14 protein-coding genes and 1 pseudogene are annotated in these 14,972 nt (G+C 65.9%); 11 read left to right on the forward strand and 4 right to left on the reverse strand.

Annotated features, from left to right (window positions below; all coding sequences use genetic code 11):
* On the forward strand, positions 1–459 hold the full coding sequence (locus tag GON04_RS19965) for a cyanophycin metabolism-associated DUF1854 family protein (protein WP_370530018.1): 459 nt from the start codon (positions 1–3) through the stop codon (positions 457–459).
* A gap of 68 nt (positions 460–527) precedes the next feature.
* Positions 528–1,454 (forward strand): cyanophycinase, encoded by a 927-nt coding sequence (locus tag GON04_RS19970; RefSeq protein ID WP_198349362.1) that lies wholly within the window; start codon positions 528–530, stop codon positions 1,452–1,454.
* A gap of 135 nt (positions 1,455–1,589) precedes the next feature.
* On the opposite strand, the gene GON04_RS19975 is transcribed toward GON04_RS19970, so the two are convergent.
* Together GON04_RS19975 and GON04_RS19980 are read right to left on the reverse strand one after the other, a co-directional pair.
* Positions 1,590–2,993: an MFS transporter gene (locus GON04_RS19975; RefSeq protein WP_157399756.1), complete on the reverse strand. Its 1,404-nt coding sequence runs from the start codon at positions 2,991–2,993 to the stop codon at positions 1,590–1,592.
* On the reverse strand, positions 2,990–3,610 hold the full coding sequence (locus GON04_RS19980; protein WP_157399757.1) for an FMN-dependent NADH-azoreductase: 621 nt from the start codon (positions 3,608–3,610) through the stop codon (positions 2,990–2,992). The genes GON04_RS19975 and GON04_RS19980 overlap by 4 nt, the downstream gene beginning before the upstream one ends.
* A gap of 123 nt (positions 3,611–3,733) precedes the next feature.
* On the opposite strand from GON04_RS19980, the gene pdxR reads away from it, so the two are divergent.
* The 5 genes from pdxR (at position 3,734) to GON04_RS20005 (ending at position 7,093) form a co-directional block, all read left to right on the forward strand.
* A complete protein-coding gene (pdxR, locus tag GON04_RS19985; protein WP_157399758.1) occupies positions 3,734–5,161 on the forward strand; it encodes a MocR-like pyridoxine biosynthesis transcription factor PdxR in 1,428 nt (475 codons plus the stop codon).
* 108 nt (positions 5,162–5,269) lie between these two features.
* Positions 5,270–5,722 carry a carboxymuconolactone decarboxylase family protein gene (locus GON04_RS19990; RefSeq protein ID WP_181653677.1) on the forward strand — a complete coding sequence of 151 codons (453 nt, stop codon included), beginning with the start codon at positions 5,270–5,272 and terminating at the stop codon, positions 5,720–5,722.
* Positions 5,723–5,741: 19 nt separating this feature from the next.
* Positions 5,742–6,062, forward strand: coding sequence for a DMT family transporter (locus tag GON04_RS19995; protein WP_157399759.1), 321 nt, complete (start codon positions 5,742–5,744; stop codon positions 6,060–6,062).
* Between the two features lie 243 nt (positions 6,063–6,305).
* The gene (locus tag GON04_RS20000; protein WP_157399760.1) at positions 6,306–6,515 is read left to right on the forward strand and encodes a hypothetical protein; all 210 of its coding nucleotides are present in this window, start codon (positions 6,306–6,308) and stop codon (positions 6,513–6,515) included.
* Between the two features lie 227 nt (positions 6,516–6,742).
* On the forward strand, positions 6,743–7,093 hold the full coding sequence (locus GON04_RS20005) for an RNA recognition motif domain-containing protein (RefSeq protein ID WP_157399761.1): 351 nt from the start codon (positions 6,743–6,745) through the stop codon (positions 7,091–7,093).
* Positions 7,094–7,348: 255 nt separating this feature from the next.
* Here the strand turns inward: GON04_RS20005 and GON04_RS20010 are convergent, their stop codons facing one another.
* Positions 7,349–7,813: a MerR family transcriptional regulator gene (locus tag GON04_RS20010; RefSeq protein ID WP_157399762.1), complete on the reverse strand. Its 465-nt coding sequence runs from the start codon at positions 7,811–7,813 to the stop codon at positions 7,349–7,351.
* Between the two features lie 516 nt (positions 7,814–8,329).
* Between GON04_RS20010 and GON04_RS20015 the strand changes: the two genes are divergently transcribed.
* Positions 8,330–8,665 (forward strand): YnfA family protein, encoded by a 336-nt coding sequence (locus tag GON04_RS20015; RefSeq protein WP_157399763.1) that lies wholly within the window; start codon positions 8,330–8,332, stop codon positions 8,663–8,665.
* Positions 8,666–9,398: 733 nt separating this feature from the next.
* On the opposite strand, the gene GON04_RS20020 is transcribed toward GON04_RS20015, so the two are convergent.
* On the reverse strand, positions 9,399–10,499 hold the full coding sequence (locus GON04_RS20020; RefSeq protein WP_157399764.1) for an IS110 family RNA-guided transposase: 1,101 nt from the start codon (positions 10,497–10,499) through the stop codon (positions 9,399–9,401).
* A gap of 189 nt (positions 10,500–10,688) precedes the next feature.
* Between GON04_RS20020 and GON04_RS20025 the strand changes: the two genes are divergently transcribed.
* The 3 genes and pseudogenes from GON04_RS20025 (at position 10,689) to GON04_RS20030 (ending at position 13,659) form a co-directional block, all read left to right on the forward strand.
* Positions 10,689–11,750 (forward strand): trypsin-like serine peptidase, encoded by a 1,062-nt coding sequence (locus tag GON04_RS20025; protein ID WP_157399765.1) that lies wholly within the window; start codon positions 10,689–10,691, stop codon positions 11,748–11,750.
* A 13-nt stretch (positions 11,751–11,763) separates the two neighbouring features.
* Positions 11,764–12,015: pseudogene (locus GON04_RS27285) on the forward strand (hypothetical protein); the annotation flags it as partial.
* 222 nt (positions 12,016–12,237) lie between these two features.
* Positions 12,238–13,659 carry an adenylate/guanylate cyclase domain-containing protein gene (locus GON04_RS20030; protein WP_157399766.1) on the forward strand — a complete coding sequence of 474 codons (1,422 nt, stop codon included), beginning with the start codon at positions 12,238–12,240 and terminating at the stop codon, positions 13,657–13,659.
* The last annotated feature ends 1,313 nt before the right edge of the window (positions 13,660–14,972 follow it).

A 14,972-nucleotide genomic window follows, 5' to 3' on the forward strand; every position in this document is an offset into this window, starting at 1 on the left:
ATGGTCCGACTCGAACGCAATCGCTTTGGTCGCCTGGTGCTGACGCTGGCCGACGGCACGGTGCACGAGGGCGTCGTGCCGGTGCGGGCCTTCCCGCTGGCCGCGCCTGAGGAGGGCGTGTCGCTGGTGGGCGCCGAGGGGCGCGAGCTCGCCTGGGTGCCTCACCTGGATGAGCTGCAGCCCCAGGACCGTGCGCTGATCGACGACGAACTGGCAGGCCGCGAGTTCGTGCCGACGGTGCAGCGCATCGAGGCTGTGTCCAGCTTCTCGACGCCCAGCACGTGGAGCGTGGTGACGGACCGCGGGTCGACGCGCTTCGTGCTGAAAGGCGAGGAGGACATCCGGCAGCTGGGCAATGGGGCGCTGCTGATTGCGAGCGCGGAGGGGATCAACTTCCGGATTGCGGATCGGTGGGGATTGGACCGGAAGTCGCGGGGGGTGTTGGAGAGGTTCCTGTAGGCTGCCTCGGCCTGGCGTCGGCGCTACACTCAGCAGAAGCCTTCTTCCGCACCGCTCTCGCCTGCCGCATGCGCCGACGCGACCTGCTCTTCTCCTCGCTTCTCACTGGGACAACGATGCGCCTGGCCGCACAAACGCCCACCCGGGGTCGGCTCGTCATCGTCGGCGGCGCCGAGGACCGCGTGCAGGACCGATTGATCCTGCGGCGCTTCCTCCAGCATGCAGGCGGACCGCAGGCCCGCGTCCGGTTGCTGACCGCGGCCAGCTCCGTTCCACTGGTGGTCGCCGCGAGCTACCGGCAGGCATTCGCCGAGCTCGGCGCGGGCGACTGTGAACTGTTGCCGCTCCTCGAGCGCGACGCTGCGTTCCTGCCCGAAGTCGTGCAGGCCATCCTGGACGCGGATGCCATCTTCATCAGCGGCGGCAACCAGTCGCGACTGATGGACGTCCTGCGCGAGACGCCTGCGATGGCCGCCCTGCACCACGCCCATCGGCACCTCGGGCGCTGCATCGGTGGCACGAGCGCCGGGGCGGCGGCAATGTCGCGCCACATGATCGTGCAAGGCCCTGCCATGCGCCATCCTCGCAAGGACGTGGTCGGCACGGGCGTCGGGCTCGGCCTCCTGCCGGCGGCGATCGTCGACCAGCACTTCTCGCAACGGGGACGGCTCGCGCGCCTGCTCTCGGCGCTCGCCCAGCGCCCCGACCTGCTCGGCGTGGGGGTCGACGAGGACACCGCCCTGGTCGTCGAGAGCCAGGAGGCGATCGAGATCATCGGCAGCGGCGCCGTCACGCTCGTGGACGCCTCTTCCGCGCACACCAACCTCGCCGAGCTCGAGCCGGAGAGCCAGATCGAGATGCTGGGTCTGCAGGTGCACACCCTGCCGGCGGGCCGCCGCTATCCGGTGCGACCCGCGCGGCAGAACGCGACGTGGCCGCCGGGGCTGCGGGAAGCGGTGCAGCGACTCGTCGAGCAGGTGCCGCTGCCGTCCTGAGAGAGTGGCCAGCCGCGGAGCAGCGCAAGGCGCTCAGCGGGTCTGGGTCACGGCTGCATCTGACCGAAGGCAGACCTCACCGGTGTCGCGATAGCCTCGGCTAGCAAGAAAGCGCGATGTGCCCCTGGCAGTGCCTCAACGCTGCGGCTTGGTGTTCACGGGGATGCACAGTCCTGCCGTCAGAAGGGCGAGCAGGACGTGGCTGACGTACAGCGGCACGAAGCTGGCGTGCGTGAGGTTACCGTGACCAAGCAGGAGGACGGTGACCGCGACGCCCATCACCGATCCGATCTGGCGCGTGGCCTGGTTCACGGCACTGCCGACGGCGAACTGGCCGGGCGGCAAGCGGTTCACGGCGGCAGCCGAGAGCGAGGGCAAGACCATGCCAATGCTGGAGCCGCTCAGGATCAGCCCGGGCAGCCAATGCGTGAGGTACGCCGGCTCCGCTCCCGGCACGAGCAGGAACCACGATCCGGCGCACGCGTAGAGAAGTCCACCGCCGACCAGGAACGGACGATGGCCGATCCTGCCTGCCAGCCGCCCGGACAGGATCGCGAAGGGGATCACCAGCAAGGGTCCCGGCGTGATGGCCAGGCCGGCTGTGCGCAAGGGGTAGTGCCACACCTGGGTCAGGTAGAAGAAGAAGGCGAAGAACATCATCGAGAACGCGATGCCGAAGCTCAGGGTCGCGACGTTCGTGAAGGCGTACGTCCGATTCCTGAACAGGCCCAGGTCGACCAGCGGTGCGGGCGCGGTGCGAGCCCACAGGACGAACAGGACGAGCGCCGCCACACCGGCGACCGCCGCCGCGCCGAGTTCCGCGGCGGTCCACCGCGGCGACTCCATCTGCACGATGCTCAAGGCGATGGCGCCGACGCCCAGGATCAGCAATGCCATGCCGACCCCATCCACCGGCCGCTGCCGTTCGGGCTTTCTGGCTTCCTGCAGCAATGCGGCGCCGCGCCACAAGGACAGGGCCCCCAACGGCAGGTTCAGGTAGAAGGCCCAGCGCCACCCCAGCGTTTCGACCACCAGCGACCCCAGGCTGGGCCCGACCGCAGCAGCCAGGCCGCCGACAGCACCCCACAGGCTCACCGTCACCGCCCGCTTGTGCTGCGGGAAGGCGTCGAGCACGAGAGACAGGGAGGCCGGCGTCAGCAGCGCGGCGCCCACGGCCTGCAGGACACGGGCGGCAACGAGCCAAGCCACGCTCCCGGCCAGGCCGCACGCAGCCGAAGCGACGAGAAAGAGGACCACGCCCAGGAGGAACACCTTCTTGCGGCCGTGCGTGTCGGCCACTCCGCCGGCGGGGATCAGCATCGCGGCATAGACCACCGTGTAGCCGTTCAGGACCCACGACATGTCGGCTGCCGAGGTGCCGGGGAAGCTGGCGCCGATGGCCCCGAAAGCGGCGAACAGCAGCGTCGAGTCAAGCGACACCAGGAACACGGCAATGCTGGAGATCCAGAAGATCGTCCACGGGGACAAGGTGGGCGCCGCCAGTGTCCCGGCCGTAGCGTGCGCGGCGGGGCGTGTCATTGCGTGACTCCCGACCACGCCGCGAAGTGCTCCTGCAGTGAACGGCCGACTCTCGCCCTGGCCTCGGCCGCCGCCGCGGGACCGAACGCCATGCCTTCCACGGAAAAGAACGTGACGTCGTGCAGGCCGATGATGCCCAGGATGGCTCGCAGGTAGGGCGTCAGGAAGTCGGGCTGGCGCGTGCCCTCCCCCGAGAACCGGCCGCCCGAGGACACGGCGACCAGCACCGGACGGTCGCGCAGCAAGCCAACCTTGCCCAGCCTGCTCACGTCGAAGGTGCGCCGCACGCGCACGACATGGTCGATCCACAGCTTCAGCGCAGCGGGGACGGTGAAGTTGTGCATCGGCGTGCCGATGACGACGACGTCGGCGCTTTCCAGCTCCCGGATCAGGACTTCGGATCGCGATGCCGTCCCGCTGCTGGAAACATCGGCCGACCCGTGCTGGGACTGCGCGTAGTCCCCATCGATGCCCAGCAGGGTACCGTCACCGGCATGACGTTCGACGACCGTTGCCGCCGGATCGGCCTGCACCAGGTGATGGACGATGTCCTGGGCGAGCCGATGGCTCTCGGAGGCAGGGCCACGAGGGCTGCAGCTGACATGGAGGATGTTCATCGTTGAGTCTTCCGGTTGGGGATTGCGGGTGAGGCATTGACTCTACGAAGCGCATGGTCCACGACCAAGATCCAAGAAGCGAGATTGCGATTGGTCCATGATCGCGGCAGATCGCGCCACCCCATGAACGTCAAGAGCACCACTGTCCCGCCGCTGGACCCCAATGCAGCCGAGCCGTACTACCGGCAGATCTACGAGCGGTTCCGTGGCGCCATCAACCATGGAGTCCTCGAGCCGGGCGACCGGATTCCCTCGGCCCGGGCGCTGGCGCAGGAGCTGGGCCTGGCCAGAGGCACGATCGACGCGGCCTATTCGCTCCTGGCAGCAGAGGGGTACATCCAGGCACGTGGCCAAGCCGGCACGGTGGTGACGCCGGGGCTCAAGCCAAGAGCGCCTGTCGCCACCCCGTCGGCACGCGTCCAGGTCAGCGAACCACCCAGCTTCCGGCCCGACTCGGTGCTGCCCTTTCAGATGGGCCTGCCCGCGCTGGATTCGTTCCCGCGCAAGATCTGGGCGCGCCTGGGCGCGCGGTGCGTCCGCGCGATGCAACCTTCCGACATGGCCCACCCTCCGGTGTACGGCTTGCCCGGACTCCGGACGCAGATCGCCGGCTACCTGCAGGTGTCGCGGGGCATCGACTGCTCTCCTTCGCAGGTCTTCGTGACGTCGGGGTACCGCCACACGATCGGGTTGATCGCGCACGCGCTGCTCAAGGCGGGAGACCGGGTCTGGCTGGAAGACCCTGGCTACCCGCCGACCCGGCAACTGCTGGGCCACCTGAACATCGCGGCTGTCCCGGTACCCGTCGACAACGAGGGCATGGTCATTCACCAGGCAGTGAAGGCGGCGCCGCGGGCGCGCGCTGCCGTGGTCACGCCGGCGCACCAGAGCCCGCTGTGCGTGTCCTTGTCGCTGCGGCGGCGCCTGGCGCTGCTGGACTGGGCGACGCGCAACCAGTCCTTGATCATCGAAGACGACTACGACGGCGAGTACCGCTATGCGAGCCGTCCCCTTCCTGCGCTCAAGAGCCTCGACCGTGACGGACGCGTCCTCTACGCGGGCACGTTCAGCAAGGTGCTGTTTCCCGGCATCCGGCTCGCATACGTCGTCGTGCCCGAAGCGCTGGTGGAGCGGTTCGGCCAGATCAGCCAGGCCTTCGCAGGCAGCTGTCCGGAGCTGACGCAATCGATCGTCACGGCCTTCCTGGAGGAAGGCCACTTCGCGCGCCACATCCAACGCATGCGCAAGCTTTACGCCGAACGCCGGGAAGCGACAGCGGCCGGCCTCAGCGGCGTGCTGGGAAAGTTCATGCGCGTCGATCCGCAGCCGGGAGGCATGCACCTGGTCTTGCGGCTGCAGGGCCAACGCTCGGATCGCCGGCTGGTCGCGCGCATGCTGGCAGAAGGCCTGTATGGCGAGGCACTGACCGACTGGACGGCGCAAGGCGACGGGCCGCCGGCGGTGCTTCTCAACTTCACGAACATCGACTCCCAGCGGACGGCGGAGAGGCACGCAACGCGCATCCTGGAACTGGTTCGTGGGTCGCGCTAACCGCACCGCAAGCAGCGGTCTTGGCCTAGTCCACAAAGCCATTCATGGCCCTTCCTGACCGGGCCAAGATCCCGCACGATCGAGTCCTTCAACCACCAAGGATTCCCCGTGACCCATCGCATCGACTATGCCAAGGCATCACCCGACGGCTTCAAGGCCTTCGGGGCCGTCTACGCAACGCTCCTGAAGGGCAGCCTGCCCAAGGCACTGATCGACCTCGTGTACTTGCGCGTCTCCCTGATCAACGGCTGCGCCTACTGCATCGACATGCATACCCGCGACCTGCTCAAGGGCGGCCTCCCGGTGGAAAAGCTGGTGCTGGTGCCGGTGTGGCGCGAGACCGGCGAAGTGTTCAGCACCCGCGAGCGCGTCGCCCTCGCCTGGACCGAAGCCGTGACGCTGGTGGCCGACACCGGTGTTCCGGATGCGGTCTACCAGGCAACGCTGGCGGAGTTCGAGGACAAGGAACTGGCCGAGCTGACGTACGCCATCGGCCTGATGAACGCCTTCAACCGCTTCGGCGTCGCATTTCGCTCGACACCGGCAGCTGCCAAGGCTTGAGGTGCGCGACGTGGCACACATGGCATGGCCGCTGCTTTGCATCGCCGGCATCCTGGAGATCGCATTCGCCTTCAGCATGAAGGCGTCGGAGGGCTTCACGAGGGTGACGCCGGCGCTGTGCACCGTCGCGACCGGACTGGCGAGCGTCTTTCTCCTGTCGGCATCCTTGCGCACGCTCCCGATGGGAACCGGCTACGCCGTCTGGACCGGGATCGGCGCAGCGGGGACCGCAATGGTCGGGATGGCCGTTCTGGGTGAGTCGGCGTCGCCGGTGCGGGTGCTCTGCATTGCCTTGATCCTCGCGGGCGTCATGGGCCTCAAGCTGGTATCCGCCGATTGAGCGCACGACAACAGCGCAGTGACACTGCTCGATCGGCGTCTGCTCCTGGCTGACAGCTGCCCTCATCACGCGGCGTTCTCCACCACCTATGGCCCGCCGACAGGTGCAACCCGGTCCAGGCGATTGCGGCGGGCCCTCTTCGCCTCCCGAGGCTTCTGAAGGGTCTCTCTCGAGGATTCGGACCCGATCGAGGTAAAATCTCCGGCCAGTCACCTCACCTCCGGCCAGAGCCGGAGCGTCTCGATGTCCTCCGCACCTCATACAAACGTCATCTCTGATGACGGGCTGCGCTATTCCCGGGGCAAGCCCCCAGGTGGCGCGATCCTGTCCTCAGCCCGCCCGGGTTTCATGAGCTGCTTCAAGTGTGGCGGCTTCCGGCCGCTGGCCGAGCTTGCCTCCAAGCGCATTCTTGGCGCGAACCATAAGGTCTGCAAAGAGGGCTGCAAGCGCTGACCGCTCCTTGCAACCGAGGGCCGCTGCGCCGCCGCCATACGTGCGCAGTAGCTCCAGCCTGATCGGGTTCCGCTGCCTGCCAGCAGACGTCCGTGCTGCATCCCCTCGCGCTGAGGGTCGGCTCGACGCAGATCCAACCCTCTGTCCCAGTTGCGGACGACTCCCGGTCCTCCTGCCCGCCTCCCCGGTGCGCACTATTGCGCGCCATCATTTAGAAAGGCTCTTCCATGAGCACCAAGATCTACGTGGGCAACCTGCCCTACTCCGTGACCGACTCCATCCTCGAGAGCAACTTTGCCGAGTTCGGCAGCGTTTCCTCCGCAAAGGTCATGATGGACCGTGAAACGGGCCGCTCCAAAGGGTTCGCTTTTGTCGAAATGGCGTCCGCGGAAGCCGCCCAGGCCGCCATCAAGGCGCTGGACGGCAGGTCCGTGGATGGACGCTCGATCACCGTGAACCTGGCCCGTCCTCGTGAAGAAGGCCGTGGCCCGGCTGGGTACGGTGCAGAGGGCTTCAAGGCAACCAGGCGAGCGGACGTTGGCTATGGCAATGGCGGCTACGGCGGTGGTCGCTACTAACGCCGTCGCTTCCAGCAAAGAACCGGCTCAGCCGGTTTTTTTCGTTTGGACCAGGCGCTGACCAGTCCGATCGGCTCAGCGAGCTCCATTCCTTTGGTCGCTCTTGGGGCGGGAGGACTCTGCTGGCCTTTCAATGATTCGGGGTAGCCCCCGGCGCACAGAGGCGCGGGCTGTCGGAACTGCACCGCGCAAAGATGGCTGCTCCTGGCCGGAAGCCGCCGTGCCGCTTCGAAGCGTCTCGTGCAGTGCGCTGGCCTAGGAGCAGCATGAACGGCCCGCAGTTGGCTTGCCCGTACGCGATGCGGGCATCGCCAAGTCTTCGAGAATCGTGCAGTCCGCGGCAGGCCCGCCAACGCACGCGGCATTGCAGCTCAGGACGAACTTGGAGAGGCTGGCTTCCAGCGCCTGCAGTTCGGCAAGCTTCTTCTGCACCTCCTGCAGGTGCAGCTGTGCGATGTCGCGAACTTCGACGCAGTCCCGATCAGGCTGGTGCACCAGCCCCACGAGTTCCCGGACCTGCTCAATCGTGAAGCCAAAATCGCGGCAGCGCCGGATGAAGGTGAGCCGCTGAATGGCTGCTTCGTCGTAATGACGCTGATTACCCTCGGACCTCAGCGCGGCAGGCAGCAGTCCGATCTCCTCGTAGTACCGGATCGTGGGCACGCTGCAGCCGGTCTGCTTCGAAGCGGCTCCGATGGACAGGGGTAAGACTGCGCTCATGGTCTCTATCGTAGTCACGGAAACGCCTAAGACATTCTGGCCAAGCAGCCAGCAGGCTGAACTCGAGCGTGCAGGCGAACGGGCGTGCCTGGGTCTTGACCATTCATGCCGTCTCTTTCCCGCAATCGGACGCAGCGCTGGAGCATCCGCAGCCCCCCGCAAGTGGGGAGGCGGATCGCCGGCGGCGCCGCACGAACAGGACGGCCCCGGCCGCCGCCGTGCCCACAGCGGCCACCGGGAGCCACGATCCGGCGTACGCGGACAAGATGCCCATGCTTGCGGCGAACAAGCCGGAGCCGATGTTCAGCGCCGCCATGCCGCTGACGATAGGCGCGGCGCAGCAGGCCGCGCAGGCCACTCCGGCTCCCAGGACGAGTTTCCACGGTTTCATCGATCAAGTGTTCAGAATGCATGGGTAAACCACCCACGCGCCGAACGGTAGGACCTCAAGTTGCTTGAGGGTCAAGCGGTGACGGCACTTTTTTTGGAGACGAGGCCTGCGACACAATGAACCGCATGGATGTGCTCAAGACCGTCGGCCTGTTCGTCCTGACCGCGATCGCGGAGATCGTCGGCTGCTACCTGCCGTATTTGTGGCTGAAGCGGGACCGCTCCGCCTGGTTGCTAGTACCGGCCGCGGCGAGCCTGGCGGTGTTCGCCTGGCTCCTCTCATTGCATCCGACGGCCGCAGGTCGGGTGTACGCCGCTTATGGTGGCGTCTACATCGGCGTGGCGATCCTGTGGCTATGGGGGGTGGACGGCATTCGCCCCACCACGACCGACTGGATTGGAGTGACCGTGAGTCTGGCCGGGATGGCGATCATCATCTTCGGTCCTCGGCCGGCATCGTAAGTGCGAGGGCTGGCACCAACAACGGGATCGCCGGAAGCCATCACGGCTGCTAACGGCCAGAAGCGGAAGTGGAGAGCCTGTTGCCTCGCGCTATGCTCATGTCCATGAAGAGGGCGTCGGTCATAGTTGCTTTCCTGAGCCTTGTCTCCGTTGCGGCAGCGCAAGTCCCTGTCACTGACACTCTTCCTGCAAAGCGACCTATGACCAGGCTTCTGCCCGCAGGCACTCCGCCACCGAGTGATTTCCCGCCTCCAATGATTGATCCACCGTGTGCGCAGACAGGGCGCTGTTCTGCGGAACAACTCCAATCTTGGTACGGCGTGGGACCGCAGGCTGCTTCCCCGGCCTCCGCTCCTTCCATCGGAGTCTTGAAACGGCCGCGGCACTGATTGATGGACGGGGCGGATGACGTCTTGGCACAGGACAACGGCTGCTTCGGGTCTACAGGGACTTCCCACCAAAGCAAGTGCTTTTGGCGTGATCTCGCTTTCTGACGAGCATCTTGGAGAACGACACCGAGGCAGGGCAGACTGCACATCTACAGGCGGGCTTGTGCCGGCGCGTTGCCGGGGCCCCAGATACGAACCGCGCAGCAGGGCTCCATTCGATTGAAGTGGTCAGGCGAACCTGCCACGGACCCAAAGCCGAGTTCACCTGCTGCCGGTCTGACCTGTGGTGAGCATCTCCAATCGCACGTCCGAGTTGATGGGGGGCGTAGGTTCTGCGGCTGCAGCTATGCGAGTTGGGCAGCTGGCGGCTTAGGCTGACGCGCTGCAGGTATCTGCGGCAAGTAGTCTGCGTCGAAGGTAGTCCCGTGGGTCATGATCGTCCAGAGGACTCTCGCGTTTTTGTTCGCCAGTGCGACGGTGGCCTTTTGCCAGCCGGCTCGGGCCTTGAGTTGCAGCAGCCACCTACTCAATCGGTCGGTTCGCTTGTTGGCCGTCATCACTGCGGCTTTTGCCCCCTGGATCAGCAGGGTACGAAGGTAGTCGTCGCCGCGCTTGGTGATGCCTCCAAGGCTAACCTTGCCTCCAGAGGAGTTCTGGCTGGGAACTAATCCAAGCCACGCGCCGAACTGGCGGGCGTTGCGGAACTGAGTGAAATCGCCGACGCCGGCGATGATGGCCGAGGCGGTGATTGGACCAATCCCCTGGAGCTGTAAAGCTTTCTTGGCACGGACGTCGGTCCTCACATGGACGTCGATCTGCTGATCACACCAGGCAAGCTGGGCATCCAGCTCTACCCAATGAGCGTGTGCGCGTTCGAGCGCGAGGCGCACCAAGCCGGGTAACTCGTTGCTGCCGTCTTCGAGCACCTCGATCAGCACGCGACGCAGCGTCTCCGGCCTCTTGGGAAAGACAAGGCCGAACTCGGTTAGCAGACCCCGTATGCGATTGATGCAGGCGCTTCGCTCTTCCTTGTAGCCTTCGCGCAAACGATGCAGGGCCACCTGTCCCTGGCGCTCTGTGGTTTTGACAGGCACGAAGTGCATGTGCGGGCGACTGGCCGCTTCGCAGATAGCGGCCGCGTCATTGGCGTCGTTCTTGCCGCTCTTGCCTGCCAGCCGATACGGTGCGACGAAGTGAGCGGCGATCAAACGCGCATCCAGACCCATCGCAAGCATGCGTCGAGCAATGTGGTGCGCGCCACCGCAGGCCTCCGTTGCAACCAGGCAGCCCACCGGCAGATCCGCGCACCAGGCCAGGAACCGCTCAGGCGACATCGGCTTGGCGAAAACAACCTCACCGGACCGATCCACCGCATGCACCTGGTACACCCGCTTCGAGAGGTCGACGCCGACACGCACGACCCGGGCTGCTGCACATTCGTTCATGGCACATCCTTTCCTCGAGAGATTGACTTCGACGTGCCAATCTAGGCGGTGGGACATGCCTCAGCGATCACGGGAAGTCCCTTCGCATTCGTTTGCTGACGTACCCAAGGGAAGTTGAGCAGACGGGGGAGGAATTGGCCTTACGATGCTTCGCGCTCTAGTCGGCGCGGCGCTCGACGACTCGGTCGCATGGCCTTGCAGCACAAGCAAGCCGGACTCGCCAAGCGGGCTCGAGGGCGCGCCGGCGCCGACGGGACTTTCATGCCGTGCACACGACGACCGGCGCAGCCCGATTTCGATATCTTCGCGCAGAATCGGCCTCGATCCTACTTTCACGCGCGTGCCATGCAATGCCTGCTTCGGGCCTGCACCGACGACACCCTGCCCGCCGAGTGGCCCGCGAGGCCGCTGTGCGGCGGCGTGCAGGGGTCTAGGCGCGTGCGGCTCGCGTTGGCCTGCGTCGCGTTGCTGCAGGCAGCCGTTACCCACGCCCATGTCTACGGAATCGACCGCCGCGTGCAACGCGACGCCGACACGCTGCCGTACCGGGCGGTCGGCACGCTCGTCGAGCCGCGCACGGGCAGCGGCGGCACGGCTTTCCTCGTCGGGCGCTGCCATGTCGTCAGCGCGCACCACGTACCGTACGCCGCCGGCGCGTGGCGCGACCCGGCGAACCTGTGGAGCTTAGCCCGGCGGGCGCGCTTCCAGGCCCGCCCGCAGCCGGGCAAGGCACGGGTGTTCGCGTCGACCACGATCGCGACCGTCGTCGACGCCGGGCGCTTCACCGAAGACGATTTCGCCGGCGCCGCGGGCGACTGGGCGATCCTGCGCCTCGACAACTGCCTCGGCGACCGCTACGGCTGGCTGCGCGTCGACCGCTACACGACGCCGGAAAGCCTGCCCGGCAAGACGCTGACGAGCATTGGCTACCCCCGCTCGCGCGCTCGCCGGCCCGGCGTGACCGTCGAGACCGATTGCCGGGCACGCGACTTCGGCCCCGCGCCCGGCATCTTCGGCGTCGACTGCGCGTTCGAGAATGGCATGTCGGGCGGGCCGCTGCTCGCGCGCCAGCCCGACGGCACGTGGCGCGTGGTCGGCGTGATCTCGCAGTCGCTGGGCACCGGGTCTCCGACCAGGTACTCGATGGCGAACCGCAACCAGGCGGTGCACGTCTCAGCATTCCGCAAGGCACTGGACCGCGCGCTCGGCGCCGAGACGCGGCGGACGGCGCCGGCGGCAAAGCGGCCCTGATCGAGCTTCTTGCCCATGGCAGAGTGGAACGAACGAGAACACGAATGGCTTGCTCAGGCAGTCCCTGCCGAAGGGCCTGGACATGGCGTCCACCAGGACGGCAAATTGGTTCCCATTCCGAGCAGTGCGGCGGAAGCTCCGTCCACGCAGTGATGCTGGTTTCGGCCAGAAACAGCCCCCGCCGCCGGTGAGGATCGCGACGACGGCGCATTCGTACGGCAGCGAAGACCAGCCTCCCGCGCAAGTGCCGATCGCTGCAGTTTGAGCAGCGTCAAAATCAGACCGGGCGAGCCCGGGATTGGCATCCCAGCCGGTGCGCGCCGCCGCCCGGGCCGCAAGGGGTCGCGGAATCCGAGGCCGATGGCTAGGCAGCCACCTGGAGCTAATGACCAGCTAGGTTGCGGCTCACCCAGACCAACCGCATCGGCGAGACGATCCGCGCCCCTAGAATGACCGCGGCCGCACCCGTGCGCTCAAGGAGAGGCAGATGGCCGAACTCCAGCAGGACGTTCGTTTTTGTACGAGCAGCGATGGCACCAGCATCGCTTACGCGACCATGGGCAGCGGACTCCCGCTCGTCAGACCAGCCCACTTCCTCACGCACCTGGAGTTCGATCTCGAGAGCCCGGTCATGCAGCCCTGGCTCGTCGAGCTCAGCAGGCACAACATGCTGCTGCGGTACGACGGCCGCGGAACCGGACTTTCCAGTCGAGACCCTCCCGAAATCTCCTTCGAGACCGCAATTGCGGATCTCGAGGCGGTGGTGGATGGGGCCGGCGTGGATCGCTTCGCACTCTTTGGGTGTTCACAGGGATGTGCAACGTCGATCGCGTATGCGGCGCGGCATCCTGAACGAGTCACCCGTCTCGTCGTCTATGGCGGATACGCGCGCGGGTTCCTGAAGCGCAATCCGACGGAGCAACAGCGCCGCGAACTCCAGGCATTGCTCGATCTGATGAAGGTCGGGTGGGGTCGCGAGAACCCGGCTTACCGTCAGATCTTCACGTCGCAGTTCATTCCCGACGCGAGCGCCAAGCAGGCCGCCTGGTTCAATGAGCAGGAGCGCATGTCGGCCACACCAGAGTGTGCGGTCCGCCTGCTCGAGTCTTGGGGAGCGATCGATGTCTCCGATCTTGCACGGCAAATCAAGTGCCCGACCCTCGTCCTTCACCTGCGCCAGGACATGCGTACTCCAGTGGATGAAGGGCGCCTGGTGGCAAGCCTGATTCCGGGTGCGCGGTTCGTCTCCGTCGAAGGGCGCAATCATGTGTTGCTCAAGGGCGAGGCCTGTTTCGGCAAGGTGTTCTCGGCTCTGCAGGACTTCGTGAACCCCGGCCTGAGATCGACTGAAATCACGCCGGCGGCCTCAAGCGCAGATCTCAAGCAACGGCTCGTCGCGATCCTTGCGGCAGACGTCGCTGGCTATTCGCGGCTGATGGCGCGGAATGAACTCGGGACCCTGAACGCGCTGGATCGCGCGCGCAGCATCTTCAACACCCTGATTGAATTGAACCAGGGTCGCGTCGTCGACATGGCAGGGGATTCGCTTCTTGCCGTCTTCGACACAGCGAACGGCGCGCTTGGCGCCGCCATCCAGGCGCAGCGCGCACTCGCTTCCAGACCAGGGAGCCCCGAGGATGACCGGATGAGTTTCCGGATCGGCGTCCATATCGGGGACATCATCGAGAAGCTCGACGGCACCGTCTACGGGGACGGCGTCAACGTGGCGGCCAGACTGCAGGGTCTTGCCGAGCCCGGGGGCATCATGGTGTCCGACCTGATCTATTCCGTGGTTCGCGGCGACATGAAGGCAGCCCTTGTCGACGCCGGCGTTCACGCGGTCAAGAACATTGCGCATCCGATTCCCGCGTTTCGGGTGCGCATGACGCCCGGCATCGGCGCGCAGTGAGCCGGCAGTTGATTGACACCCCCTTCCGGCTTCCTCAGGCCTCGCCGGGCTTCCAGTCCGGAATGCAGCCACCGAGCGTCGGGTGGTCCATCTCATCCCATTGCGCTGGATGGATTCGACGTTCTGTCGAACTTCAGGGGATGCCGGGAATGTCCTTGCACTGCCGGTCAAGGTCCCAAAAATGAGCCCTCTGGCTTTCTGCCAGAGGGCTCAACGGTCAGGCTGAAGAAACTTGCAAAGAACGCCTGCCACTGTCGATGATGCGTCGGACTCTCGGGTGGAGTTGGCCTGATCGCGGGTTTGTCCCTAAGGCGCCTCGATGGTCGGCAGAGCTCAACAAGCGAGGATGGGCAGGCAGGACCGAGCGGCTGCTTTGCTTGTAGTCCAAGTGTCGGCCGCATGAGGCACTCACCAGACTCACACTCTGGCGTATGCCGCACCTTCAGCTTCCTTGAACCGGCAACGCAACATACGACGGCAAGCAATCGGCCACAAGCAGCCACCGCACATTCGCTCGAATACTCCTGACGCATTCGCGTTAGATGTGTTCGCGGCGGGACTCGGGAATCCGAGCCGAGTGATATCTGCGGGGATATCAGACACCGTCTTTGGAAGTGCAGATGGGGGCGGACGTAAGCGTGGGCGGCGGCTGAGGCATTGCTGTTATGTCCGCGCCTTCGAGGCTCACTTCCGCCGCGTACCCGCCCTAACCAGTCCGCCAAAGCGGAACAATTGGATCGCAGTCTCCCGCTGGCCTGCCGAGGGGGAGGCTCCTTCCCCACCGCAGGCCAGCGGACGCCTGCTCGGCTTGCCGCCCCTTGTGCCAAGTGACAGACTCTCGGCCGATCCGGTGGTGGTAACGGGCAGGCCGCGAGGCTCGCATTCGCGAGTGGAAGGCTTTTCAGCGCGAGTGGGATGCCGGCTTCCCTATGGACGATCATGACGCGCGGGACCACCTTTGATGCAGATCACGTGCCGCAGATACCGGTTGCGCACCTACCCGCGCCAGCAGCGGCGTAGCTGCAGCGGCGAACTACTTCCTTCTTTCACCTCGGACGTGCGATTGAAGATGCTCACCACAGGTCAGACCGGCAGCAGGCGAACTCGGCTTTGGGTCCGTGGCAGGCTCGCCTGACCACTTCTTTCGAATGGAGCCCTGCTGCGCGGTTCGTATCTGGGGCCCCGGCAATTCAGCCGGCACAAGACCGCCTGTAGATGTGCAGTCTGCCCTGCCCGGTGTCGTCTCTACGAACACGTCGGAAGTGAGTTCGACACCATCAAAGCGCTTGCTTTGGCGGGAAGTCCCTGTAGAC

It is taken from the genome of Ramlibacter pinisoli (assembly GCF_009758015.1).
Taxonomy (GTDB): Bacteria; Pseudomonadota; Gammaproteobacteria; order Burkholderiales; family Burkholderiaceae_C; genus Ramlibacter; species Ramlibacter pinisoli.